We start from the raw sequence: 25,396 nt of genomic DNA, 5'->3' as shown, positions 1-25,396 counted from the left end.
TCAGATCGTGTTCGCGTCCGCCAGGACACATCGTGCGGAATAGGACAGCGTTTCGATCTGGAAGGTGGGATGGCCGATGCGAAAGCGCGTGCGCAGTGCCTCGGTCGCGTCACGCAGCAGGCTGTCCTCGCTGGCGTCTTCCTCCCCCGGAGGAACGGGGCAGGCGGCGCGCACCAGATGCACGGTCAGGGCGGTGTCCGTCGTACTGATCGGCCAGATATGCAGGTCGTGCAGGTCCAGCACCCCCGGCAGGGTGCGCAGATAGGCCTCGACCCCGGCGCGGTCGATCGTGCGGGGCACCCGGTCCAGCGCCATGTCCAGCGAATCGCGCAGCAGCGACCAGGTGCCGGCGACGATCGTGACCGACACGACCAGGCTGACGATGGGGTCCACGCGCGTCCAGCCGGTATAGAGGATGATCGCGCCCGCGATCACCACCGCGACCGTCATCAGCGTGTCGGCCGCCATGTGCAGGAAGGCGGCGCGGATGTTCAGGTCCTCCCCGCCCCGCGCGAACAGCAGGGCGGTGATCCCGTTGACCAGGATTCCGATCCCCGCCACCACCATGATCGTGGTGCCGGGCACCGGGGCGGGGTTGATCAGGCGCAGGATCGCCTCCCACACGATGCCGCCGGTGACCAGCAGCAGCGCCACCGCATTGCCCAGCGCGGCCAGGATGGACGAGCGGCGCAGTCCATAGGTGAAATCGGCGCTGGGCGCGCGCCGCGACAGGTGCTGCGCCATCCACGCCGCCGCCAGCGCCAGGACGTCGGACAGGTTATGGCCGGCATCCGCCATCAGGGCGAGCGCGTGGGACAGCACGCCCCAGGTCGCCTCGGCGACGACATAGACCAGGTTCAGCGCGATGCCCCACGCAAAGGCGGCGCCGAAACTGGCCGGGGCATGGACGTGATGGTGGCCGAATCCATGTCCGTGCCCCTCATGCCCATGATCGTGACCGTGATCATGTCCATCATCGTGCGCGTGGTCATGTCCGTGGCCACACTCTCCCGCTTGGTCCTCGGCGGAATCGTGCCGGTGCGGGGGCGGTTGATCGTGCGGGTCGGCCATGGCGGCGTGGTTCTCGTCCGGGGGCGGGGGGCTTTCTGTAACAGAAGCGCGACCGGCGGGGCGAGTCCTGCATTCTTTTGCCGGGGGGCTCGCCCATGATATGGCACGCCTCCGAACAGAAACCGGGTTCCCTCATGATCCGACTGACCGAAATCCGGCTTCCGCTGGACCATCATCCCGATGCCCTGGCGGCGGAGATCATCCGGCGGCTGGGCATTCCGGCCGAGGACCTGCTGGATCACGCGGTGTTCCGCCGGGGCTACGACGCGCGGCGCCGGGGCGCGATCGTCCTGGTCTACACCGTCGATTGCACCCTGCGGGACGAGGAAGGGGTCCTGGCGCGGCTGGCGGGCGACAGGCATGTCGGCGTGGCGCCGGATACGACCTATCGCGTCCCCGTGGAGGACGGCGCCCGCCTGGCGGCTGCCGCTACCTATCGCCGCCCGATAGTGATCGGCGCGGGGCCGTGCGGCCTGCTGGCGGGGCTGCTGCTGGCGCAGATGGGGTTGCGGCCGCTGATGCTGGAACGCGGCAAGAGCGTGCGCGAGCGCACCGTCGATACGTTCGCCCTGTGGCGCAGATCGGTGCTGACGCCGGAAAGCAACGTGCAGTTCGGCGAGGGCGGGGCCGGGACGTTTTCCGACGGCAAGCTGTACAGCCAGGTCAGCGATCCGCGCCATTACGGCCGCAAGGTGCTGACGGAATTCGTCCGGGCCGGCGCGCCGAAGGAAATCCTCTATCTGTCCAAGCCGCATATCGGCACGTTCCGCCTGGTGTCGATGGTCGAGCATATCCGTGCGGAGATCGAGGCGCTGGGCGGCGAATATCGCTTCGGCGCCCGGGTGGAGGATATCCTGCTCGCGCCCGGCGCCCGCCGGGTCTCGGGGGTCAGCCTGGCGGGCGGCGAGGTGGTGCAGGCCGACCATGTCGTGCTGGCCGTCGGCCACAGCGCGCGCGATACCTTCGCCATGCTGCACGGCAGGGACGTTGCGATGGAGGCCAAGCCCTTTTCCATCGGCGTGCGGATTGAGCATCCGCAATCGGTCATCGATGCCGCGCGGTTCGGCACGCATGCCGGCAATCCGCTGCTGGGGGCGGCGGATTACCGGCTGGTGCATCACGCGTCCAACGGGCGGGCGGTCTATTCCTTCTGCATGTGCCCCGGCGGCACGGTGGTCGCCGCGACGTCCGAGGAAGGACGCGTCGTCACCAACGGAATGAGCCAGTATTCACGGGCCGAACGCAACGCCAATGCGGGGATCGTAGTCGGCGTCACCCCCGACCCCGATTATCCCGACGGCCCGCTGGCCGGCATCGCGTTCCAGCGCCATTGGGAACGCCAGGCCTACCTGGCCGGCGGCGGCGGCTACCGCGCCCCGGCCCAGCGCGTGGGCGATTTCCTGGCCGGCCGGCCCTCGACCCACCTGGGCGCGGTGGAGCCGTCCTATCGTCCCGGGGTCACGCCCACGGACCTGGCCGCCTGCCTGCCCGATTTCGCGGTCCAGGCCATGCGTGAGGCGCTGGCCGATTTCGGGCGGCAGCTCGCCGGCTTCGACATGGAGGACGCGGTGATGACGGGGGTGGAAACGCGCACGTCCTCGCCGCTGCGAATCCCGCGTGGGCCGGACGGGCAGAGCGTGAATACCGCCGGCCTGTATCCGGCGGGCGAGGGCGCGGGCTATGCGGGCGGGATTCTGTCGGCGGCCATCGACGGCATCCGCGTGGCCGAAGCGGTGGCCCTGGACCTGGCCGGGCGACCGGTCGACGGACTGATCCGCCAGACCATGACCCGCAGCGCCCCGGCCCAGTAGGGGCCCGGCAAGGGGCAACCCTCCCTTTGCGCCCACGTTGGCGAACCAGGGGCATGGCGGCGCCGGTCGCCCCATGCCGAAGGAAACAGAGGGGCTGTCATGAGCGTAAAATCACCAGGGACGAAATCGCCGGGTGCGAAATCACCCGGGCCGGGGCGCAAGACCGCCACGCTCGGGACCGAGACGATCCAGCGCGGGGCGGGTGGCGAGACGCATCAGGTGGCGGGGGGCGACGTGCCGGTCCTGACCACCCAGCAGGGCATACCGGTCGCGGATGACCAGAATTCGGCCCGGATCGGGGCGAGGGGGCCGACCCTGCTGGAAGATTTCCATTTCCGCGAGAAGATCTTCCATTTCGACCACGAGCGGATTCCCGAACGCGTGGTGCATGCGCGCGGCTATGGCGCGCACGGGTTCTTCGAACTGACGGAATCGCTGGCCGACGTGACGCGCGCCGACGTGCTGCAGCGCCCGGGCGAGCGCGTTCCGGCCTTCGTGCGGTTTTCCACCGTGGCGGGCAGCAAGGGATCGTCCGACCTGGCGCGTGACGTGCGCGGCTTCGCGGTCAAGCTGTACACGCATGAAGGCAACTGGGACATTGTCGGCAACAATATCCCGGTCTTCTTCATCCAGGACGCCATCAAGTTTCCCGACGTGATCCATTCGGTGAAGCCCGAGCCGGATCGCGACTTTCCGCAGGCGCAGTCGGCGCACGACAATTTCTGGGATTTCGTGTCGCTGTCGCCGGAATCGATCCACATGGCGCTGTGGGTGATGTCGGACCGCGCCATTCCCCGTTCGCTGCGGTTCATGGAAGGGTTCGGCGTCCACTCCTTCCGCTTCGTGAACAAGGCGGGCAAATCGACCTACGTCAAATTCCATTGGAAGCCGAAGCAGGGCCTGCAATCGGTGGTGTGGAACGAGGCCCTGAAGATCAACGGCGCCGATCCCGATTTTCATCGTCGTGACCTTTGGAACGCCATCCAGTCCGGCGATTTTCCGGAATGGGAACTGGGCGTGCAACTGTTCGACGACGATTTCGCCGACAGTTTCGATTTCGACGTCCTGGACCCGACCAAGCTGATTCCCGAGGAACTGGTGCCGGTGCGCCGGATCGGGCGGCTGGTGCTGGACCGGGTCGTCGATAATTTCTTCGCCGAGACCGAGCAGGTGGCCTTCTGCACGCAGAACATCGTCCCGGGCGTGGATTTCACCAACGATCCGTTGCTGCAGGGGCGGAATTTTTCCTACCTCGACACGCAGCTCAAGCGCCTGGGCGGCCCCAACTTCACGCATATTCCCATCAATGCCCCTAAATGTCCGTTTCACAATTTCCAGCAGGACGGGCACATGGCGATGCATAATCCGAAGGGCCGGGCGAACTACGAACCCAATTCCTGGGGCGGCGCGCAGGGCGGCCCGCGTGAGGACCCGGCGCGCGGCTTCACTTCCTTCCCGGCGCGCGAGGCGGGCGAGAAATTGCGGGAACGCTCCGAACTGTTCGGCGACCATTACAGCCAGGCCCGGCAATTCTACCTGAGCCAGACCGAGACCGAGCGCGTTCACATCCAGCAGGCCTTCACCTTCGAACTGAGCAAGGTCGAGACGCCGCCGATCCGTGCGCGGGTGGTGTCGCACCTGGTGAATGTCGATATCGACCTGGCCACCGCCGTGGCGCAGGGGCTGGGGCTGGAGGACCTGCCCGAGGCCGCCCCGCCGGCCCGCCCGCTGGTGGACGGCCTGGCGCCCTCGCCGGCGCTGAGCATCCTGCGGAACGGTCCCGACAGCTTCAAGGGGCGCAAGATCGGTATCCTGGTGACCGATGGCGTCGATGCCGGGCTGCTGAAGGCCGTCACCGATGCGGCGAGGGCCGAGGGCACGAACGTGGAACTGGTGGCGCCGAAGGTGGGCGGCGTGACGCTGCATGACGGCACGTTGGTTCCGGCCGGGCAGAAGATCAATGGCGGCCCGTCGGTGCTGTACGACGCCGTGGTGCTGCTGCCCTCGGCGGACGGGGCCACCCTGCTGATGCAGGAGGCGACGGCGCGGGACTTCATCGCCGATGCCTACGCCCATGCCAAGTTCATCGGCTACGCCGAGGCGGCGCTGCCGTTGATGGAACGCGCGGGGGTCCGCCCGGCCGACATGGATGACGGCATCCTTAAACTGTCCACGCCCGCCGACGCGACCGCCTTCATCGCCGCGTGCAGGGCTCTGCGGTTCTGGGAGCGCGAGGCGAACGTCCACGCGGTATAGGGCCTGCTAAAGGAACGAGACCGGATCGATATCGATGTCGATCCGGGCCCCGCGTTCGGGCGTCACGCGGTCCAGCCATTGCCGCAGCAGGGGCTGGACCGCGACCTCGCGCCGCGTGCGCAGCAGCAGTCGCCTGCGGTGGCGGCCGCGCAGGATGGCCAGCGGCGCGGGGGCCGGGCCCAGCACCTGCAGGCTGTCGCCCCGGGGCGCTGCCTGACCCAGGGCCCGGGCGGTGGCGTCGGCGGCCTCCGGCGTATCCGCGCTGACGATCAGGGCGGCCAGCCGGCCGAAGGGGGGCCAGAAGCCGGGGCGGCGCTGCTCGGCCTCCTGGCGCATGAAACTCTCGAAATCGCCTGACACCAGCGCCAGCATCACCGGATGGTCGGGGGTGTAGCTCTGCAGCAGCACCGTCCCCGGGGCCTCGGCACGGCCGGCGCGGCCGGCGACCTGATGCAGCAACTGCACCGTGCGTTCCGCCGCGCGCAGGTCGCCGCCGCCCAGGCCCAGGTCGGCATCGACGACACCGACCAGCGTCAGATGCGGAAAATGCCAGCCCTTGGCCACGATCTGCGTGCCGATCACCAGGTCGATCTCGCGCCGCGCGATCCGCGCCACGGCGTCGGCGGTGGCGGCGGGGCCGGGCAGGGTGTCGCTGGCCATCACCAGGATGCGCGCATCGGGGAAGGTGGCGCGCGCTTCCTCGGTAATGCGCTCCACGCCGGGGCCGATCGGCGTCAGGCTGGATTCGGCGTGGCATTCGGGGCAGGCGGGCGGTGTCGCTTCCTGATAGCCGCAATGATGGCAGGTCAGGATCTGCCGCGCGCGATGTTCCACCAGCCAGGCGGTGCAGTTCGGGCATTGCAGGCGGTGGCCGCAGGTACGGCACAGGGTCAGCGGCGCATAGCCCCGCCGGTTGAGGAACAGCATCCCCTGCTCGCCGCGCCCGATCGCCTGCCGGATGGCCTCGGTCAGCACCGGCGAGAGGAACAGTCCCCGTTCGGGCGGATGGGCGCGCATGTCGATGGTGCGCACCTCGGGCATCGTCGCCCCGCCATGGCGCGCGGTCAGCACCAGATGGCGGTAGCGGCCGGCCCCGACATTGGCCAGGGTCTCCAGGCTGGGCGTGGCCGAGACCAGGACGACCGGCGCGCGGTCCATGCGCGCCCGCACCACGGCCATGTCGCGCGCGTGGTAGGTCACGCCGTCTTCCTGCTTGAACGCGGTCTCGTGTTCCTCGTCCACGATGATCAGCCCCAGTTCCGCGAAGGGCAGGAACAGGGCCGAGCGCGCGCCCACCACCACCCGCGCCGTGCCGTCGGCCACCGCGTGCCAGGTGACGCGGCGCAGGCGCGGCCCCAGGTCGGAATGCCACAGCGCGGGCTCCGCCCCGAAGCGGCGGGCGAAACGCCCGGTCCATTGCGAGGACAGGGCGATTTCCGGCAGCAGCACCATCACCTGCTTCCCGCGCGCCAGGCAGGCGGCAATGGCCTCCATGTAGATCTCGGTCTTGCCCGATCCGGTCACTCCTTCCAGCAGGGTGACGGAAAAGCCGCCCTCCGCCGCCAGGGCACGCAGGGCCCGGGCCGATTCCGCCTGCTCGCCGTCCAGTGCCGGGGGGCAATGGTCCGGATCGGGCCGCACGAAGGCGGGGCGCGGCGTCATCGTTACCCCGCGCAGCGCCCCGGCATCCGCCAGGCCGCGCACCACGCTGGTGCCGACCCCGGCACGGCGGGCCAGTTCGGCGGCGGTCAGCGGCCCGTCATGCGCGGCGATGTCCAGCACCCTTCGCCGTGCCGGGGTGTCGCGCAGGCCCGGCGGCGGATCGGCAACGGCCCAGCCCAGCGCGGGGGCGGCCTGGGCGGCGGTGCCGGTGCGCAGCGCCATGGCCAGCACCAGCCCCGGGGGGGAAAGCGTATAGGCCGCGACCCAGTCGACGAAGCGGCGCAGCGAGGCCGGCAAGGGCGGCTGGTCCAGCCGCGCGATGACGGGCTTCAGCCGTCCGTCCGCCACGCTCTTCATGGGGGGCGGGGTGAATTCGGGCGGCAGGTTGCGCTCCGGGTCCCAGACCACGCCGGTTTCGGTACGCCGCCCCAGCGGCACGGTGACGATGTCGCCGGGTTGCAGCGGGGGGGCGGGCAGGTCCGGCGGTGCGGCATAGTCGAACGGGCCGGGGAAGGGCAGAGGCAGCAGGACCGCGACACGCGGCCGGCCGGTCGGAGGCTGCTTCAAAAGCCCCGCTGCTGGCGGTCCGACGCGCATTTCCTGCGCTCCGATGCTCACGGCCATAAGGCCGCTCCGCTTCGGTGCTCGGAAACACACGACGGGCGCGACCCTTCGGGCCGCTCTCGCTCAGCAGCGGGGCTTTTGAAGCAGCCTCCCATTCCCGCCTTCCGTGCCGGGGTGCGTTTGTCTAGACTCGCATGTGCCATGAGGTTTTCTATCGCCCCGGTCGTTTCCTGTCTTGTCCGCCGTCACGCGTGATGGGGGGCGGCGCATGACGGGCGCGGATCTGCGCGACGCCTTCCTGGACTGGATGCGGGACGAACGCCGGGCCTCGCCCCTGACGATCGCGGCCTATCGCGGTGACCTGGACCGGTTCCTGGATTTCATCGGCGCCCATGTCGGCGGCACGGTGGACCTGGCGGTACTGGACCGACTGTCGCTGGCGGACCTGCGGGCATGGCTGGCGTTCGAACATGCCCAGGGACATGCGCTGGCACAGCGCGACCGGGGGCGGTCCAGCACGCCGGACCGTGCGGCGCGGACCCGGGCGCGGCGGGTGTCGGCCATGCGGTCCTTCTATCGCTATCTGGCGCGGCGTCATGGCGTTACCAATCCGGCGCCCGGCCTGCTGGCCGCGCCGCGTACCAAATCCCCCCTGCCGCGCCCCTTGTCCGAAGCGCAGGCCCTGGACGTGCCCGATGGTGTAGGGGACCTGGCGGTCACGCCCCTGGGGCAGGCGCGCGACGCGGCGCTGTTCCTGCTGCTGTATGGCTGCGGATTGCGGATATCCGAGGCGCTGGGGCTGGATGTCCGGGATCTGGATCACGCGCTGTCGGCGGGCGGCACGCTGCTGGTCCGGGGCAAGGGCGGGCGGGAACGGCTGGTGCCGATCCTGCCGGCGGTGGCGCGTGTGCTGACGGACTGGCGGGCGCGGCATCCCGCGCCTCTGCCCGACGCGCCGCTCTTCCCCGGGGTGCGGGGCGGCCGGTTGCAGCCGGCGGTGGCGCAGCGGGCGATGCGCGCCTGGCGCGACATGGCGGGCCTGCCGGACCACGCCACGCCCCATGCCCTGCGCCATTCCTTCGCCACCCATCTGATGGAAGGCGGCGCGGATCTGCGCACGATCCAGGAATTGCTGGGCCATGCCAGCCTGTCGACGACCCAGCGCTATACGCTGGCCGACGAGGCCCGGCTGACGGAAGTCTGGACCCGCGCCCATCCCCGCGCGGCACGTCCGGCAGAATGAAGGAGCGCAGATCGTGACCACGTCGCCCGCCTGTACGCTGTATCCGCCCATCGAACCCTACCGGTCCGGCCATCTGGAAACCGGCGACGGGCATCAGGTCTATTGGGAATTGTGCGGCAATCCCGACGGCATTCCCGTCGTGTTCCTGCATGGCGGCCCGGGGGCGGGCTGCGCGCCCACGCACCGGCGCCTGTTCGACCCGGCGCGCTACCGCATCCTGCTGTTCGACCAGCGCGGATGCGGCCGGTCGCGGCCGCACGCGGCGCTGGAAAACAACACGACCTGGCATCTGGTCGAGGATATCGAACGGCTGCGCGAGATGACGGGTGCCACGCGCTGGCTGGTCTTCGGCGGATCGTGGGGCTCGACGCTGGCCCTGGCCTATGCCCAGGCGCATCCCGACCGGGTGACGGGCCTGGTCCTGCGCGGGATCTTCACCCTGCGGCGCGCGGAATTGCTGTGGTATTATCAGGAAGGTGCATCCTGGCTGTTCCCCGACAAATGGGAACGCTTCCTGGCCCCGATCCCGCCTGCCGAGCGTGACGACCTGATGGCGGCCTATCGCCGCCGCCTGACGCACGCCGATCCCGCCATCCGGGGCGAGGCCGCCGTGGCCTGGAGCCTGTGGGAGGGCGAGACCTTGACCCTGCGCCCCGCGCCCGACCTGGCGGCCCAGCATGCCGATCCCGAATATGCCCTGGCCTTTGCACGGATCGAAAACCATTATTTCGTCCATGGGGGATGGCTGGACGAAGGCCAGTTGATCCGCGACGTGGGGCGTATCCGCCATATACCGGCCGTGATCGTGCAGGGACGCTATGACGTCGCGACGCCGGTCCGCACCGCCTGGGACCTGCATCGCGCGTGGCCCGAGGCCGAATTCCACCTGATCGACGATGCCGGCCATGCGGTGGCGGAACCCGGAATCCTGAACGCGCTGCTGGACGCGACCGACCGGTTTGCCTCGCTTGGCTGAACATGGGCCGGCTGACCGTGCGCGCATGGGGACGCTGGCCATACTGGCGCTGCTGGCCATGCCGGCCCATGCCGAGCCCGCGCCGGGCCAGGATGACGCGCCGCCCTGCGCGCTGACGCGCATCGCGCGGGTGCCGCTGCGGGATGATGGGGGATATCTGTCCGTTCCGGTATCGATCACCGGATCGCAGGGGCGCGCCGCGTTCAGCCTGCTGGTCGATACCGGGGCCGAAGGCGGCCTGATCAGCAGCGGCGTGGTGTCGGCCCTGCACCTGGCGATCGACCCCGACCGGCGGACCGTGCTGCAGGGCACGGGCGGCATCGCGGGCGTGGTGCCCAACGCCATGGTGCCGGACCTGCGGCTGGGGGCACCGGGGCAGGAGGGCCTCGATCTGGGCCCATTATCGATTCCGGTGGGTGACCTGCCGGGGCAGCCGGTCATCCAGCCGCCGGTCGCGGGCCTGCTGGGTGCGGACGTGCTGGCAGGCTTCGACGTCGAATTCGATGTCGCCGGGGGCTGGCTGACCTTCTGGCGGCCTCAATCGGATACGGCCTGCCAGCCTGTCCCGGTCTGGCACGGCGTGTATCAGACCGTTCCGCTGCAGCGGGCGGGGCATCGGGTCAGCGTGGCCGCGGAACTGGATACGAGGGACCTGACCGCGCTGGTCGATAGCGGGGCCCGGTCGCGGATCCTGTCCACCGATGCGGCCCAACGGATGGGCCTGTCAGCCGATCGGCTGGCGGCCGACCCGGGGGGCGAGACCAGCGGCGTGGACGGGCGGCCGGTCCCGTATCACTGGCACCGCTTCACGTCGCTGCGCATCGGGCGCGAGGACGAACGCGCGCCGGTCCTTACGGTCGCCCCGCTGCGGGACCAGGTGGACATGCTGCTGGGCGCGGACTGGTTCGCCGGCCACGATGTCTGGATATCATACGCCACCAGCCGGATGTTCGTCCGGCCGGCGCGGTAGCGGGCCGGGCATATCGCCCGACCCTTGTAGCCTGACCTTGGGATCAGCCCTTCAGGTGGGCGTTGCAGACGCTGTAATAGCCGCCGCCCTTCTGGATCCATTTCAGGCCACCGTTGCCGTTGGTGGTCTTGTTGGCGTTGTACTGGTCCAGGCAGGTATGCATCCGGGCCTTGCCGGCCGACTCGCTGGAATATTTGGGCGACACGGCGCTGGGCAGCACCGCATTGCCGGCGGCGGCCGGGGCCGGGGTTGCCGGGGCAGTCGCCGGTGCGCTGGCGGGGGCTGCCGGAGCCGTCGTCGCGGGCGTCGTCGCCGGGGCGGTCGCCGTGGGGGTGGCGGAAGCGGCATCGGGCGTCGCGCACTGCGTCGCCTTGAACTCCTTGTAGGTCTGGCCCTTGATGGTGCCGGCCTTCCGTTCCGCGTTGAATTTCTTGTAGCACGCCTGCGCGGGGCTGACGGCGTGGGCGTGCGGCGCGGTGAATGCGATGGCCGGGGCGGTCAGAAGCAGCGCAAGTGCAAGCCGGCCATGAAGTGCGATAGCCATGGGGAAGGCAACCCTTTCCGTTTGCGGAACGGCGCGGGCGGGGCGGGGCGCCGCACCCCGGCCGTTCGATCTGGACAATCATCCATAACAGTTTGACTTGAATACGGAAAGAAAAAGGCCGGCCCGGGCATGCACCCGGGCCGGCCTGTCTGTTGTTCGGTGAAATGGATCAGTTGATGCGTTCGCCGTGCTGGGTCATGTCCAGCCCCTCGATTTCGTCCTCGCTCCGGACGCGCAGGCCGATGGCGAGGTCGACGATCTTCAGCAGGATGAAGGTCACGACGCCGCACCAGACGATGGTGACGCCCACGGCCTTGGCCTGGGTGACGAGCTGCGCGAAGGACCCCACGACCCCGGCGGGATTGGCGTCGGTGGCCGAAAGCGGGCCATAGGCCAGCACGCCGGTCAGCAGCGCGCCCAGGATGCCGCCGATGCCATGCACGCCGAAGGCGTCCAGGCTGTCGTCATAGCCCAGCATGTGCTTCATGGTGGTGGCGGTCCAGTAGCAGACCGCGCCGGCCAGCAGGCCGATGATCAGGGCCCCGCCCGGCAGCACGAAGCCGGCGGCGGGCGTGATCGCGACCAGTCCGCCGACGGCGCCGGAAATGATGCCCAGCACCGTCGGCTTGCCGGTGCGGGCCCATTCGGCCAGCATCCAGGCCACCCCGGCGGCGGCGCTGGCGATCTGCGTCGTCGCCATCGCCATGCCGGCGCGGCCGTTGGCCCCTACCGCCGACCCGGCATTGAAGCCGAACCAGCCGACCCACAGCAGCGACGCGCCGATGACGGCATAGGTCAGGTTGAAGGGCGACATATCGTCCTGGCCGTAGCCCTGCCGCTTGCCCACCACCAGCGCCGTGACCAGGCCGGCGACGCCGGCATTGATGTGCACCACGGTGCCGCCGGCGAAATCGATGGCGCCGAACCCCGCGACCCAGCCCAGCGGGCTCCAGACCCAGTGGGCGACCGGCGCATAGACCAGCAGCGACCACAGGATGGTGAACACGCACAGCGCGCTGAACTTCATGCGCTCGGCGAAGGCGCCGGTGATCAGCGCCGGGGTGATGATCGCGAACGTCATCTGGAACATCATGAAGACGCTCTCGGGGATCGTCATCACCGTGGCGTTGGCCGACCCCAGCCCCAGCGTGAAGCCGACATCGGACCCCTTGGAAATCTGCGCGCCGATGCCGTTCAGCATGAAGCGGGACAGATCGCCGATGTAGGGCGACCCGGTGCCGAACGCCAGGCTGTAGCCCGCGACCATCCAGACAATCGTGACGATGCAGCAGATGGCGAAGGACTGCATCAGCGTGGCCAGCACGTTCTTCTTGCGGACCATGCCGCCATAGAACAGGGCCAGGCCCGGTACGGTCATCATCAGCACCAGCGCGGTGCTGACCAGCATCCAGGCGGTATCGCCGGTGTTGATGGCGGGCGGGGCCGGATCGGCGGCCATGGCGGGCGCGGCCATGGCCGGCAGCGCCGCCCCGGCCAGCGTGGCCAGGGCGATGGTGGTGCCGCGAGGTGAGAAAGTCCGAATAGTGCGGGGGAGACTCACAGCGCGTCTTCTCCCGTCTCGCGCGTCCGGATGCGGATGACGCTGTCCAGGCTGGATACGAAGATCTTGCCGTCGCCGATCTTGCCCGTGTGGGCGGACTGCAGAATCACGTCCACGACCTGGTCCACGATGTCGTCCGACACCGCGACCTCGATCTTCACCTTTGGCAGGAAGCTGACATGGTATTCCGCGCCGCGATAGATTTCGGTCTGGCCCTTCTGACGACCGAAACCCTTCACTTCCGACACGGTCAGCCCCTGGATGCCCAGCGGGGTCAGGGATTCCCGAACGTCGTCGAGTTTGAAGGGCTTGATGATGGCTGTGACAAGCTTCATCGCGCCACGTCTCCTTGTTTCATGATGGTGATCCGTTCCCTGATCCGGATGATGATCCAAATCGTGAATACGGCAATACAAAAACCGTGCCATCTCTGCGCACGGTTGACGCCGAAGCCCGTCTGGTGTGCGTTGCATCCTTCGACCCGGGGGATTCTGCCTGATTTATGGGCTGGCAGCACCGGAACGGATCACGATTGTCGCGGGTCGTCCGATCCGCATGGCCACCACAGGACCCCACGCATGACCGCAGGCACGCAGCCCTTTCCCCGGACCGGATTTGCCGATGCCCGTGACGTCCCGCCTGACATCCCCGGTGATGTCGATGTCTGCATCGTGGGCGCGGGGCCGGTCGGCGCCACGCTGGCCTGCCGCTTGGCGATCGGGGGGCTGTCCGTGGCCATTGTCGACCGCGCACCCCTCTCGCCCATGGAAGATCCGGCCTTCGACGGCCGCGCATACGCCATCGCTGCCGGATCGCGCCGGCTGCTGGATGCGGCCGGGGTATGGGACCGCCTGCCGCTGCCGGCCTGCCCGATCGAGGAAATCCGCGTCTCCGACGGACGCCCGGGCGAGGCCCCGTCGCCCCTGTTCCTGGAATTCGGACGGCAGGACGCCGACCAGCCCTTCGGCTGGATGATCGAGGCCCGGGCGTTGCGCGTGGCGCTGAACGCGTCACTGAGTGCCCATGAGACGATCACCGTGCTGGCGCCGGAGGAAGTCACCGTGACACGCACGGAATCGGGTGCGCGAATCCGCACCCGCGCGGGCCACGAATTCGGCGCGCGGCTTGTGGTCGCGGCGGAAGGGCGGCGCAGCACCCTGCGCGACCAGGCCCGCATCGCCGTCACGCGCGTGCCGTACCATACCAGCGGCATCGTCTGCAGCGTGGCGCATGAACGCCCGCACCAGAATCGGGCGCTGGAACATTTCCTGCCCGCCGGTCCGTTCGCGCAACTGCCGATGGCCCCCACCCCGGATTACCCGAACCTGTCGGCCATCGTCTGGTCGGAAAGCGATGCCGTGGCCCAGCGTATGGTCGCCCTGCCGCCTGATGCCTTCGCGCACGAAATCCAGCGCCGGATGGGCGACTGGCTGGGCCGCGTGACCTCGGTCGGGCAGCGCTGGACCTATCCGCTGTCGCTTCAGTATGCCCAGCGCTATTTCGATACGCGGCTGGCGCTGGCGGGCGACGCCGCCCACGGCATGCACCCGATCGCGGGGCAGGGCCTGAATGTGGGCTTCCGCGACGTCATCGCGCTGTCCGACCTGCTGATCGCGGCCCATGCGCGGGGCGAGGACCCGGGCAGCCCGACGCTGCTGCGCCGCTACCAGGCCCGCTGCCGCCCGTCCAACATGGTGATGCTGGCCGCGACCGACATGCTGGAACGCCTGTTCGGCAACGACAATCCCATCCTGCGCGGCGTCCGCGACCTGGGCCTGGCGGGGGTGCATCGCCTGCCCCGGCTGCGCCGGGCCTTCGTGAAACAGGCCATGGGGCTATAGCTCTTCCGCACCTCCCTCTGGTCAGGGCGGGCGCGGATTACCATATCGTCATTCTCGTCCATTCATCAGGTTCACCATGCCCGATACGTCCCTGATCTCGCTGACCGAGGCCCGCAAGGCCGATCCTGCGCTGCTGGCCGCCGATTATCGCCGGCTGTGGGACGAAATTGCCCGTGGGTGCGAGGGCTGCGGCGACCCGCTGGTGCGCGGGCTGCTGGCGACCGGCATTCGCAACCATGCCAGTTTCGCCAACGGGCTGGCGGCGCTGATCGGGCGCAAGCTGGGCGACCGGTCGGTGGCCGACGACGCGCTGTCCAACCTGGTGACCGAGGTCTTCGAGTCCGATCCCGAAATCGTCGCCGCCGCCGCCGCCGACCTGGTGGCGATCCGCGAGCGCGATCCGGCGACGGCGAACTACGCGACGCCGTTTCTGTTCTTCAAGGGCTATCACGCGGTGCAGAGCCACCGCGTGGCGCACTGGCTGTGGAACAACGGGCGGCGCTACCTGGCGCTGCACCTGCAAAGCCGGGCATCGGAACTGTTCGCCGTCGATATCCATCCGGCGGCGCGGCTGGGTCGGCGCATCCTGTTCGATCACGGCACTGGAATCGTGATCGGCGAGACCTCGGTGCTGGAAGACGACGTGTCGCTGCTGCAGGGCGTGACCCTGGGCGGTACCGGCAAGAATGTCGGCGACCGGCACCCCAAGGTGCGGCGCGGCGTGCTGATCGGCGCCGGGGCCAAGATCCTGGGCAATATCGAGCTGGGCGAGGGGGCGAAGGTCGGGGCGGGCTCGATCGTGCTGGAATCGGTTGCGCCGTTTACCACCGTCGTCGGCAACCCCGCGCGGCCGGTCGGCACGCGCCATTCCTCGCTGCCCGCCTTCACCATGGACCAGACGCTCCCCCCCATAGACTACATGATCTGAAAATCTGGCTGGAGACGCGGTCTGGCCGCGATCCGACGCGCGTTTCCTGTGCTCCGGTGCTCTCGGCCATCAAGGCCGCTCCGCTCCGGTGTTCGGAAGCGCACGCCGGGCGCGGCCCTTTGGGCCGCTCTCGCTCACCAGCCCGCGTCTCCAGCCAGATTTTAGCGGCTTCGCCCGTTACAACTTTAAGCTGTGAGGCATGCCCACTGGACATCCGTGGTTCATGGCCGAACAGTGGGGCCGGAAAACGTTCAATAGCGGGAAGGAAGCGGGCATGACCATCGCAGGACGGTTCGGCTGGGCGCTGTCGCTGATGTTATGCGCCGGTGCAGCCAACGTGGCCGTGGCGGCGGAGGCACCGGCGGTGCTGCTGGAGCACGCGACGCTGATCGACGGCACCGGGGCGACGCCCGTGGCCGACAGCGCGGTCCTGATCCGGGACGGCCGGATCGCTTCGGTGGGGCGTGACGGCACGATCGCCGTGCCGGCGGGCGTGAAGACGGTCGATCTGGTCGGGATGACCATCCTGCCGGGCCTGATCTCGGACCACAGCCATACCGGGCTGGTGAAGGGCACGCAGGACGACACGGCCAATTATACGCGCGAGAATATCCTGGCGGCCCTGAAGCAGTATGAACGCTACGGCGTGCTGTCCGTGGTGTCGCTGGGCCTGAACAAATCCCCGCTGTTCGACCAGTTGCGGCAGGAACAGCACGCGGGCCGCAATCCGGGCGCCGACCTGTTCGGCGTGGACCAGGGGATCGGCGCGCCGGACGGCGTGCCGCCACAGGGCATGTTCCATCTGGGTGCCGATCAGGTCTATCGCCCGACCTCGGTGCCCGAGGCCCGCGCCGCCGTCGATCGCATGGTCGACGAGGGCACGGACCTGGTGAAGATCTGGGTGGACGATTTCCGCAACGGCGTGCCCGGCGCCAAGGGATTCCCCAAGATCGATCCCGCGATCTATCGCGCGGTGATCGAACAGGCCCATGCGCGCGGCAAGCGCGTCGCGGCGCATATCCATGACCTGGCCGACGCCAAGGCGCTGGTGGCGGCCGGGGCCGACATCGTTGCCCACGGCGTGCGCGACCAGCCGGTCGATACCGATTTCATCATGCTGATGGAACAGAAGGGCGCGTGGTATATCGCCACCCTGGACCTGGACGAGGCGAACTACATCTTCGCCCTGCACCCGGAATGGCTGGACGATCCGTTTCTGTCCGCCGGCCTGAACCCCGCCCTGCGGGCCCGGTTCGCCGACCCGGCCTGGCGGGCCAAAATCCTGGCCGCGCCGCTGACCGAAGCGTCGAAGAGGGCGGTGGCGCTGAACCAGCGCAACCTGATGACCCTGTACCGCGCGGGCATTCCTATCGGCTTCGGCACTGATTCCGGGGCATCGGCCACGCGGATTCCCGGTTTTGCCGAACATCGCGAACTGAAGCTGATGGTCGCGGCGGGCATGACGCCGGTCCAGGCCCTGACGATCGCAACGGGCCGCGCCGCCGCCCTGATGCAGTGGGACGACCGGGGTATCCTGCTGCCGGGCCGGTGGGCCGACCTGGTCGTCGTGTCCGGCGACCCGGCCCATGACATCACGGCGGTCGACAGGATCGCCCAGGTCTGGCATCGCGGCGTACAGACCGAAGGCGCGCTGATTCCACAATAACGCGGATCACGGGCCCGGTCGCAGGAGCAGGATGGCCGATATCGTCGTGATCGGTGCGGGGCCCGCCGGCCTGGCCGCCGCCGAAACCCTGGCCGCCCATGGCTGTGCGGTAACGGTGCTGGACCGTATGCCCACCATCGGGCGCAAGATGCTGATGGCCGGCCGGGGTGGACTGAACCTGACCCATTCCGAGCCGTTCGCGCGGTTCGTCACCCGCTATGGCGCGGCCGCGGACTGGCTGGAACCCGCGCTGCGTGCCTTCACCCCCGACGATCTGCGCCGCTGGGCGGAGGATTTGGGCCAGCCCTGCTATGTCGGCAGCAGCGGCCGGGTCTTTCCGCGCGCGATGAAGGCATCGCCCCTGCTGCGCGCCTGGGGGGCACGGCTGGCGGCGCTGGGGGTGGACATCCGCACCCGCCATGACTGGACGGGCTGGGACGCGCATGGCCGGGTGCGCTTCACCCGCCCCTCGGCCGACGGGTCGGTCGAGCAGGGGACGCTGCCCGCCGATGCCGTCCTGCTGGCGCTGGGCGGGGCAAGCTGGCCACGCCTGGGGGCGGATGGCACGTGGACCGGCCTGCTGGCCGACCGGGGCATCGGCATCGCCCCGTTTCAACCTGCCAATTGCGGTTTCGTCACGGACTGGAGCGACACCGTACGCGAACGCTTCGCCGGCACGCCGCTGCGCGGCATCGCGCTGACGCCCGACGGATCGGGCCCTACGGTGCGGGGCGAGGCCGTGGTGACGGCGCGCGGTCTGGAAGGCGGCGCGGTCTACGCGCTGTCGGCACTGCTGCGCGACCGGATCGCGGCCCATGGACAGGCCCGGCTGATGCTGGATCTGCGCCCCGACATGGGCGTGGAGGACGTGGCCGCGCGACTGGCCCGCATCCGCGGGCGCGAGAGCCTGTCGAACACGCTACGCAAGGCGTTGCGCCTGCCGCCCGTGGCGGTGGCGCTGCTGCGTGAGGCAGCCCCCCCGCCGCGTGACGCGGCCGCGCTGGCGCGGCTGGTCAAGGCGGTGCCGGTCACCCTGACGGCGCCCGATTCGCTGGATCGGGCGATCTCGGTGGCGGGCGGGGTGCGGCAGGCCGAGTGCGACGCGCGCTTCATGCTGCGGGCGTCACCCGGCCTGTTCGTGGCGGGCGAGATGCTGGATTGGGAGGCGCCGACCGGCGGCTACCTGCTGCAGGGCTGCTTCGCGACCGGGCGCGCGGCGGCGAACGGAATCGTCGATTGGTTGCGCGAGCAGGCCAAGGAACGGTATCCGTCCTGTCCATGACGGTTGCGATCACGATTGGGGATGTGCGCGGCGGCGGCCCCGCCGCGATGGATCTGGCGGAATTGCTGTCCACTCGCCTGTTGGTGCAGGGCAATTCCGGATCGGGCAAATCGCACCTGCTGCGCCGGCTGCTGGAACAATCCGCGACCCTGGTCCAGCAGGCCATCATCGACCCCGAGGGCGACTTCGTCAGCCTGGCGGAGAAATTCGGCCATCTGGTGATCGACGGCGCGGCCCATACCGAGGCGGAGCTGCAGGCGGCGGGCGAGCGGATGCGGGTCCATCGGGCCTCGGTCGTGCTGAACCTGGAGGGGGCCGACGCGGACGTGCAGATGCGTCGCGCGGCGGCCTTCCTGGGCGGGATGTTCGAGGTCGGGCGGGAATACTGGTATCCCGTGCTGGTGGTGGTGGACGAGGCGCAATTGTTCGCCCCCGCCGCCGCCGGCGACGTATCGGACGAAGCCCGGCGGGCCTCGCTGGGGGCCATGACCAACCTGATGTGCCGTGGCCGCAAGCGCGGGCTGGCGGGGGTGATCGCCACCCAGCGCCTGGCCAAGCTGGCCAAGAACGTGGCGGCGGAGGCGTCGAATTTCCTGATGGGGCGCACGTTCCTCGATATCGACATGATGCGCGCCGCCGACCTGCTGGGGATGGAGCGCCGGCAGGCCGAAAGCTTCCGCGACCTGGAACGGGGATATTTCGTGGCGCTGGGCCCGGCGCTCTGCCGCCGCCCCGTCGCGGTGCGCATCGGCCCGGTGGAAACCGAAAGCCGCTCGGCCGGTCCCGCCCTGCTGCCCTTCGCCCCCGCGCCGCCGCCCGAGGACATTCGCGACCTGATCCTGACGAAACTGCCCGAGCGCGAGGCATTCGCCCGCCCGTCGCGCCCGGCCGCACCGCCGCCGCCCGATATCCTGGCGCAACTGGCCGCCCACGCGGCCTCGGCGGCGGTGGAAGCCGAGGCCGAGGAACCGGTGGTCGAAACCCCGGCCGACCGGGCGGCGCAGCGCCGGCGCTTCACGACGATCCTGGCCGAAATCCTGCGCGACGAGGATGCCGGCTTCCGCCCCGTGCATGTGCTGTACCAGGACTTCCTGGTCCGCTGCCGGATCGAGGGCATGGGGCGGCAGGCGCTGGACATGCCGCAATTCCGCCGCGTCCTGGCCACCGCCCGCGCCGGCATCGACGCCGAAACCGCCGAGACCGAGGCCTGGCAGGCCGCTGAGCGGATCGCTGCCCCCCTGCCGGACGACGTGCGCGGCATCTTCCTGCTGATCGCCCGCGCGGCCATGGAAGGCGCCCCCTGTCCGTCGGACGCCACGATCGCCCGTGCCTACGGCACCCACTCGCTGGGCCGCGCCCGCCGCCAGCTGGCCTATCTGGAAGAACAGAACGTCATCGTGCTACGGATCGACGGCATGGGCCGGCGCAGCGCCGCGATCATCGGACCGGGCTGGGAAACGGTGCCGTCCGATCCGAATGGTGTCGAAGGATAAGGTTTCGCGGCCGCCGGCAGACGCATGGAGGATGACCGGATGTCCGACTTTCCGTCAAAGGCATGGTTTCGGGCAAAGCGGTACGGATACGGGGCCGGGCTTCCCGTCACATGGCAAGGCTGGGCGCTCTTTGGCGCCTTTGTGGTAGCCCTCTCGTTCCCCCCGATGATGCTGCCCCAATTCGTTCTGGCCAGGTCCAATGCCTGGGTGGTGGTTCCGGCACTGGTCGTTTTCGACCTGATCGCGACGCTGGTCTTCCTTCTTATCTGCCGACGGAAAACCGAAGGGGGCTGGCGCTGGCGCTGGGGAGATCAGCGTCCATGAACTCCAGGTCCTGACCGGACTCGTCTTCCGCCGGCTCCGGCAGGTGGAACTGCCCGACAAGGTCGTTAAGCCGGTGGCTTTCGTTCGCGAGGCTGGAGGACGCGGCGTTGAACTGTTCCGCGACGGCGGCATTCTGCTGGGTCGTCTGACCCAGCGAGGCCATCGCGGCGGTGATGTCCGTCAGGCTGGCGGATTGTTCCCTGGCCGAGACGGCTATGGCGTCCAGGTGCTGGCCCATCTGACCGATGAAGTCCACGATCGTCCGCAATGTTCCGCTGCATTCCTTCACGCGGCCCGAGCCTTCCTTCACGTCGGCGGCGGTATTGCGGATGACGGTCCTGACATCCACGGCGGCCTCGCCGCATTTCTGCGCCAGCGACCGGACCTCGTGGGCGACCACGGCGAAGCCCCGGCCCGCGTCACCGGCCCTGGCAGCCTCGACGCTGGCATTCAGCGCCAGGATGTTGGTCTGGAAGGCAATGCTCTCGATCACATCGACAACCGATGAAATCTGTTCCGAGCCGTTCTCGATGCGGTTCATGGCCTCTTCCGTCGCATGCGTGATCGTGCTTGACGCGGCGGCGGACCGGCGCGCCTGCGTGCCGATCTGCTGGGCGGTTTCGGATCGCCTGGCCGTATCCCCCACGCTTTGCGCAATGCCCGCCACGGCGGCGTCCGTCTGCTCCAGGGCCGTCGCCTGGCGTTCGGTCCGGGACGCCAGGTTGTCGGCCCCGGTCGCCAGTTCGCGCGCGCCGTTGCTGATGGCCTGAATGGCGCCCGACATCTGGGCGAACGTCGCGGCAAGCTGGGTCAGGGACTGGTTGAAATCCTCGCGCAGCGGCTCGAACTCTTTTGAAAACCGGGTCTCGATCTGGAAGGACAGGTCGCCCTCGGCCATCCGTTTCAGGCCGGCCGCCAGGGTGCCCGTCGCCCTGCGCAGCCATTCGCTGGCTTCGGCTTCGGCTTTTTTCTGAATGGAAGCGCGTTCGGTGTCGGCACGCTGGCGCTGGAGTTCGGCGTCGCGCTCCAGGTCCCTCTTCGCGATGGCGGCGGCGCGGAAGACGTCCAGGGACCGGGAAATATCGCCGATTTCATCCTTCCTGTCCGCGCACGGGAACGTCAGATCGGTCTGGCCCTTTGCCAACCTGCTGATGGATGCATTGATTTTCTGAAGCGGCCGAAGAATGTTCAGCACCACGACAAGGCCGGAAATGAGCATGGAAACGAACAGCGTGACATACGCCGCATAGACCCGCCGCAGCGTCGCCGTGTATGTGGCCCCCGATTCCGAAGCGTAGGTGGCGGCGTCCTGTATGTTTCCATTCATGAAGGACGTCAGCGTTTCGGAAACCGTTTCCTGCAATTCGATCAGGCGTTGCCCCTCGTTGACAAGGGTCTGGGTCCTGTCGTGGGCCGCGCCCCAGTTCTTGAATGTGGTGTCGTGGAAATCCTTGTACTCGTCCCACTGCGTTTCAAGGTTGTGGAACAGGACCTGATCCTGGTCGGTCTGGATGAAGGGCACGTACGCGTCGATGGCATGCGCGATTTTATCGGAAATCGCGGCGCTGGAACTGGAAAGAGTCGCAAACTCCTCTGGCGAGGATGTCCCGAGTTGCTTGATCTCGACGCCCCGGAAAGCGCGGATCTGACTGTCGATCGCGGCCAGGCCCCTGATGTTCGCCAGCGATTTGTGCGCGATCTCCTCTACCCGGAGATTGACCTGCGTCAGCCCTCTTATCGAAGATATTCCGGAAAAAACGCAGGACAGCGCGATGAGTATGAAAAGGAGGCCTAAAGATACCTTGATGCCGAAAAAGCGCACTGGCTGCCTCGTTGATTTTTGTGCCCAGGCCGCTTGTCCGCGCGAAGCGACGCATATTCATGGATGAGTCTAGGCGATTTCCGGGGCGCCAATTGTGAAGATTATATTTATTCTCCCCCTCGGGCGTGCCCGGCCGAAGCAGGGACCCTGCACTGGATAACAAAAAAGCCCCGCCTCCTTTCGGAAGCGGGGCTTCTTGTTCAACGGGCTGGAATGGCCCGCCGCGCTGGTGTCAGCGGCGCCACCAGCCGGTCTTGCGGGCCGGGGCCGGTTTGGAATCGTCGATGACGATCGGCTGTACCACCGGGGCCGTCTTTTCGGCTTCCGGGGTCGCTTCGGCCGTGGCCTCGGCTTCCGCTTCCGCCTGCGGCTTCGCCGCTGCCTTGGCGCGGGCAGGGGCCTTGCGCGTGCGGCGCGGCTTGGCCGGGGCCTCGGGGGCCGGTTCGGCCGCCTCGGTGGCATCAGCCTCGGTTGCGGCGTCCTCGGCCGGCTTGGCCTTGCGGGCGCGGGTCGTGGTGGTCGCCCGCGTGGTCCGCTTGCGGGTCGGCTTCTTCGGTGCCGCTTCGGCCGCATCCTCGGCGGGTACGGCCTCGGCTGTCGCCGGGGGCGCGCTGTCGGCAACGGTCGGCTCTTCCGCCGCTGCCTTGGCGGCCGTCTTGCGCGGCGTCGCCGCGCGGCGACGCTTGGGCTTGGCCGGTTCTTCAGCCTCGGCGGCAACGGGCGCGGGCTCCGTCGTGCTGTCCGGGGCCTCGGCCGTCATGGCCTCGGCCACCGCGCTCTTGCGGGCGCGGGTGCGGCGGCGGGGCTTGGCCGGGGTTTCGACCGTCTCGGCCTCGACCTCAACAGGTTCAGCCTCGACCGGCGCGGCTTCCACGGGGGCGGCCTCGATCACGATTTCGGCTTCGACGATCGCGGGGACCGCCTCGGGTTCCGACACGGCCAGCGTCTCGGCGACGTCGACGATGTCGGCCGGCATCGCATTCGGCTCGGGCCGCCGGACAGGGGCCTGCGGGGCCTCGGTCGATTGCTCGATCACATCGAAAATATCGAGGATGCCGTCGCCGAACGGATTGGCCGGCGTCGGGCCGCGATACGGTGCCTGCGCCGGCGGGGCGGCCGGCTGTGCCGGACGGCGGTCCTGCCGGTCACGGCGGCGGCGATTGCGGTCGCGTCCGCCCTCTTCACGGGCCGGCGCGGGCTCGGGCACGCTCTCGGCATGGATGGTGGGCACGGTCTCTTCCTCGCCCTCGTTCCCATGTCCGGCGTCTTCGTCCGCCTGTTCCGCATCGGCGGCTTCGGCCGGCACGGCCTGGGGCGCACCCTCGGCCCGCTCGCCGCCACGCCGGCGACGGCGCCGCCGGCGGCGGCGGCGATGATCGGTTCCTTCCTCGCCTTCCTCGGTGGAAACCGGCGCGGCCTCGGCTGCGACGGCCGCATCGGCCGGGGCTTCGGCCTGGATCGGGATTTCGCGCACGACGGGCGCGGCGGCTTCGGTCTCCTCGGCCAGGATGTCGGTCGGTTCGGCCAGCACCGGCGGCGCGACGGGCTCGAACCGTTCGGTCTGCGGCCGTACGCGCTCGATGCGAAGCTGCGGCGGCAGCAGGCTGGCATCGGGCGAGAAGACGACATGCATCTTGTGCCGCTTTTCGATCTCGCTCAGCCAGGCCCGCTTGTTGTTCAGGATATAGAGCGCGATCTCGGCGGCCACATGCACCGTGATCTCGGCCGCGCGACGGCGCGCGCCCTCTTCCTCGACGGCGCGCAGCACATGCAGGGCCGCACTTTCAGTGCCGCGTATGATGCCGGTGCCCTGGCAGTGCGGGCAGGGGGTGAAGGTCGATTCAGCGATCGACGGGCGCAGCCGCTGCCGCGACATTTCCAGCAGCCCGAAATGCGAGATCGCGCCGACCTGGATGCGCGCGCGGTCGGTGCGCAGCGCGTCCTTCAGCCGCCGCTCGACCATCCCGTTGTGCTTGCGGCTTTCCATATCGATGAAATCGATGACGATCAGTCCGGCCAGGTCGCGCAGGCGCAGTTGCCGCGCCACTTCCTCGGCCGCTTCCAGGTTGGTGCGCAGCGCCGTCTCTTCGATATTGCGCTCGCGCGTCGCGCGGCCCGAATTGACGTCGATCGCGACCAGGGCCTCGGCCTGGTTGATGACCAGATACCCGCCCGAGCGCAGTTGCACCGTGGGGGAGAGCATCGAGTCCAGCAGGCCCTCGACATTGAAGTGCGAAAACAGCGGCTGGCCGCCGTCCCGCCAGCATTTCACCTTCGGCGCGCTCTGCGGCATCAGCATGCGCATGAATTCGCGCGCCGATTTCCATCCGGCCTCGCCGTCGACCAGGATCTCGCCCACATCGCGGGTATAGATGTCGCGGATGGCGCGCTTGATCAGGCTGGCTTCTTCATAGATCAGCGCGGGGGCGACGGAATGCATCGTGTGGTCGCGGATGTCGTCCCACAGCCGCAGCAGGTACTCGCAGTCGCGCATGATCTCGGGCCGCGGCCGCTGGGCGCCGGCGGTGCGGACGATCATCGCCATGCCGCGCGGGATCTGCAGTTCCGCGATCACGTCCTTCAGCCGGCGGCGGTCGGCCACCGACGTGATCTTGCGCGATACCCCGCCGCCGCGCAGCGAATTGGGCATCAGCACGCAATAGCGCCCGGCCAGCGAGATATAGGTGGTCAGCGCCGCGCCCTTGTTGCCGCGCTCTTCCTTGACGACCTGCACCAGCAGGATCTGGCGGCGGCGAATGACCTCCTGGATCTTGTAGTTGCGCAGGAAGCGGGCGATGCGGCGCTGGACCAGGCTCTCGTCGCCCGTGTCGGTCTCGCCGCCCACGGTTTCCGGCAGCGGCTCGGCCTCGCCGTCGGCGGCCTGGGCGTCGCCATCGGCCTGGGCATCGGCGGCGGCGGGCTCGGCCGGCGCCTCGGCGTCGTCGTCCTGCGACTGCGCCTCGTCGATGCGGGCCTCTTCTTCCTGAAGGGCCAGCAGCTTCTCGCGATCCGCGACGGGGATCTGGTAATAGTCCGGATGGATCTCGCTGAAGGCCAGGAAGCCGTGGCGGTTCCCGCCATATTCGACGAAGGCGGCCTGCAGGCTGGGCTCGACCCGGATCACCTTGGCCAGGTAGATATTGCCCTTGAGCTGTTTCTTGGCCGATGCCTCGACGTCGTAGTCTTCGAGCCTGTTACCATCCATTACGACCACGCGGGTTTCTTCCGCGTGGGTCGTATCGATCAGCATGCGCTTGTTCATTAAAAACGGAACTCCGGTATGCCCTGTCCCGGCGTCTGTCCTGCGTCCGCATGGGGGACGGGCAACTGCGACGGGCAAGACGGGCAAAAGCAGACGGGGAAAATACGATGGATCCGGAAA

The 25,396-nt window shown here is 68.9% G+C and carries 17 protein-coding genes; 10 read left to right on the top strand and 7 right to left on the bottom strand.

Translation table 11 applies throughout. The features are described 5' to 3' along the window. The gene (locus GDIA_RS02975) at positions 1–1,071 is read right to left on the bottom strand and encodes a cation diffusion facilitator family transporter (RefSeq protein WP_012553235.1); all 1,071 of its coding nucleotides are present in this window, start codon (positions 1,069–1,071) and stop codon (positions 1–3) included. A gap of 134 nt (positions 1,072–1,205) precedes the next feature. On the opposite strand from GDIA_RS02975, the gene GDIA_RS02970 reads away from it, so the two are divergent. Next, a complete protein-coding gene (locus GDIA_RS02970; protein WP_012553234.1) occupies positions 1,206–2,882 on the top strand; it encodes an NAD(P)/FAD-dependent oxidoreductase in 1,677 nt (558 codons plus the stop codon). 99 nt (positions 2,883–2,981) lie between these two features. Continuing rightward, positions 2,982–5,138 carry a catalase gene (locus GDIA_RS02965; RefSeq protein WP_012226290.1) on the top strand — a complete coding sequence of 719 codons (2,157 nt, stop codon included), beginning with the start codon at positions 2,982–2,984 and terminating at the stop codon, positions 5,136–5,138. Between the two features lie 6 nt (positions 5,139–5,144). Here the strand turns inward: GDIA_RS02965 and GDIA_RS02960 are convergent, their stop codons facing one another. Beyond that, a complete protein-coding gene (locus GDIA_RS02960) occupies positions 5,145–7,397 on the bottom strand; it encodes a primosomal protein N' (RefSeq protein ID WP_041249787.1) in 2,253 nt (750 codons plus the stop codon). 235 nt (positions 7,398–7,632) lie between these two features. Between GDIA_RS02960 and GDIA_RS02955 the strand changes: the two genes are divergently transcribed. Genes GDIA_RS02955 through GDIA_RS02945 form a run of 3 tightly spaced genes read left to right on the top strand, consistent with a single transcriptional unit; the run spans position 7,633 to position 10,553 of the window. Then, positions 7,633–8,607, top strand: coding sequence for a tyrosine recombinase XerC (locus GDIA_RS02955; RefSeq protein WP_012553232.1), 975 nt, complete (start codon positions 7,633–7,635; stop codon positions 8,605–8,607). Between the two features lie 13 nt (positions 8,608–8,620). Next, a complete protein-coding gene (gene pip, locus GDIA_RS02950; RefSeq protein ID WP_012226282.1) occupies positions 8,621–9,583 on the top strand; it encodes a prolyl aminopeptidase in 963 nt (320 codons plus the stop codon). A gap of 25 nt (positions 9,584–9,608) precedes the next feature. Beyond that, complete coding sequence (locus GDIA_RS02945) at positions 9,609–10,553, top strand: pepsin/retropepsin-like aspartic protease family protein (protein ID WP_012226280.1); 945 nt, start codon at positions 9,609–9,611, stop codon at positions 10,551–10,553. Positions 10,554–10,596: 43 nt separating this feature from the next. Here GDIA_RS02945 and GDIA_RS02940 read toward each other — a convergent pair whose 3' ends face one another. The 3 genes from GDIA_RS02940 to glnK all read right to left on the bottom strand — a co-directional run bounded on the left by GDIA_RS02940 (position 10,597) and on the right by glnK (position 12,993). Then, complete coding sequence (locus tag GDIA_RS02940; protein ID WP_012226278.1) at positions 10,597–11,097, bottom strand: hypothetical protein; 501 nt, start codon at positions 11,095–11,097, stop codon at positions 10,597–10,599. A 169-nt stretch (positions 11,098–11,266) separates the two neighbouring features. Beyond that, the gene (locus GDIA_RS02935) at positions 11,267–12,571 is read right to left on the bottom strand and encodes an ammonium transporter (RefSeq protein ID WP_261375499.1); all 1,305 of its coding nucleotides are present in this window, start codon (positions 12,569–12,571) and stop codon (positions 11,267–11,269) included. An 83-nt stretch (positions 12,572–12,654) separates the two neighbouring features. Continuing rightward, positions 12,655–12,993, bottom strand: a complete 339-nt coding sequence (glnK, locus tag GDIA_RS02930) for a P-II family nitrogen regulator (protein ID WP_012226274.1) — start codon at positions 12,991–12,993, stop codon at positions 12,655–12,657. A gap of 243 nt (positions 12,994–13,236) precedes the next feature. Between glnK and GDIA_RS02925 the strand changes: the two genes are divergently transcribed. The 5 genes from GDIA_RS02925 (at position 13,237) to GDIA_RS02905 (ending at position 19,868) form a co-directional block, all read left to right on the top strand. Then, on the top strand, positions 13,237–14,499 hold the full coding sequence (locus GDIA_RS02925) for a UbiH/UbiF/VisC/COQ6 family ubiquinone biosynthesis hydroxylase (RefSeq protein ID WP_012226272.1): 1,263 nt from the start codon (positions 13,237–13,239) through the stop codon (positions 14,497–14,499). A gap of 76 nt (positions 14,500–14,575) precedes the next feature. Next, positions 14,576–15,427, top strand: coding sequence for a serine O-acetyltransferase (cysE, locus tag GDIA_RS02920; RefSeq protein WP_012226270.1), 852 nt, complete (start codon positions 14,576–14,578; stop codon positions 15,425–15,427). Positions 15,428–15,701: 274 nt separating this feature from the next. After that, positions 15,702–17,093 carry an amidohydrolase family protein gene (locus GDIA_RS02915; protein WP_049762984.1) on the top strand — a complete coding sequence of 464 codons (1,392 nt, stop codon included), beginning with the start codon at positions 15,702–15,704 and terminating at the stop codon, positions 17,091–17,093. A gap of 31 nt (positions 17,094–17,124) precedes the next feature. Continuing rightward, positions 17,125–18,375: a TIGR03862 family flavoprotein gene (locus tag GDIA_RS02910; RefSeq protein ID WP_012226267.1), complete on the top strand. Its 1,251-nt coding sequence runs from the start codon at positions 17,125–17,127 to the stop codon at positions 18,373–18,375. After that, the gene (locus GDIA_RS02905) at positions 18,372–19,868 is read left to right on the top strand and encodes a helicase HerA domain-containing protein (protein ID WP_012553229.1); all 1,497 of its coding nucleotides are present in this window, start codon (positions 18,372–18,374) and stop codon (positions 19,866–19,868) included. The genes GDIA_RS02910 and GDIA_RS02905 overlap by 4 nt, the downstream gene beginning before the upstream one ends. Positions 19,869–20,130: 262 nt before the next feature. Here GDIA_RS02905 and GDIA_RS02900 read toward each other — a convergent pair whose 3' ends face one another. Together GDIA_RS02900 and GDIA_RS02895 are read right to left on the bottom strand one after the other, a co-directional pair. Beyond that, a complete protein-coding gene (locus GDIA_RS02900) occupies positions 20,131–22,014 on the bottom strand; it encodes a HAMP domain-containing methyl-accepting chemotaxis protein (protein ID WP_012226253.1) in 1,884 nt (627 codons plus the stop codon). Between the two features lie 232 nt (positions 22,015–22,246). Beyond that, positions 22,247–25,276: an Rne/Rng family ribonuclease gene (locus GDIA_RS02895; protein ID WP_012553227.1), complete on the bottom strand. Its 3,030-nt coding sequence runs from the start codon at positions 25,274–25,276 to the stop codon at positions 22,247–22,249. Between the last annotated feature and the right edge of the window lie 120 nt (positions 25,277–25,396).

The sequence above is a fragment of the Gluconacetobacter diazotrophicus PA1 5 genome (assembly GCF_000021325.1).
GTDB lineage: Bacteria > Pseudomonadota > Alphaproteobacteria > Acetobacterales > Acetobacteraceae > Gluconacetobacter > Gluconacetobacter diazotrophicus.
This window is presented reverse-complemented; position numbering and strand designations above follow the sequence as displayed.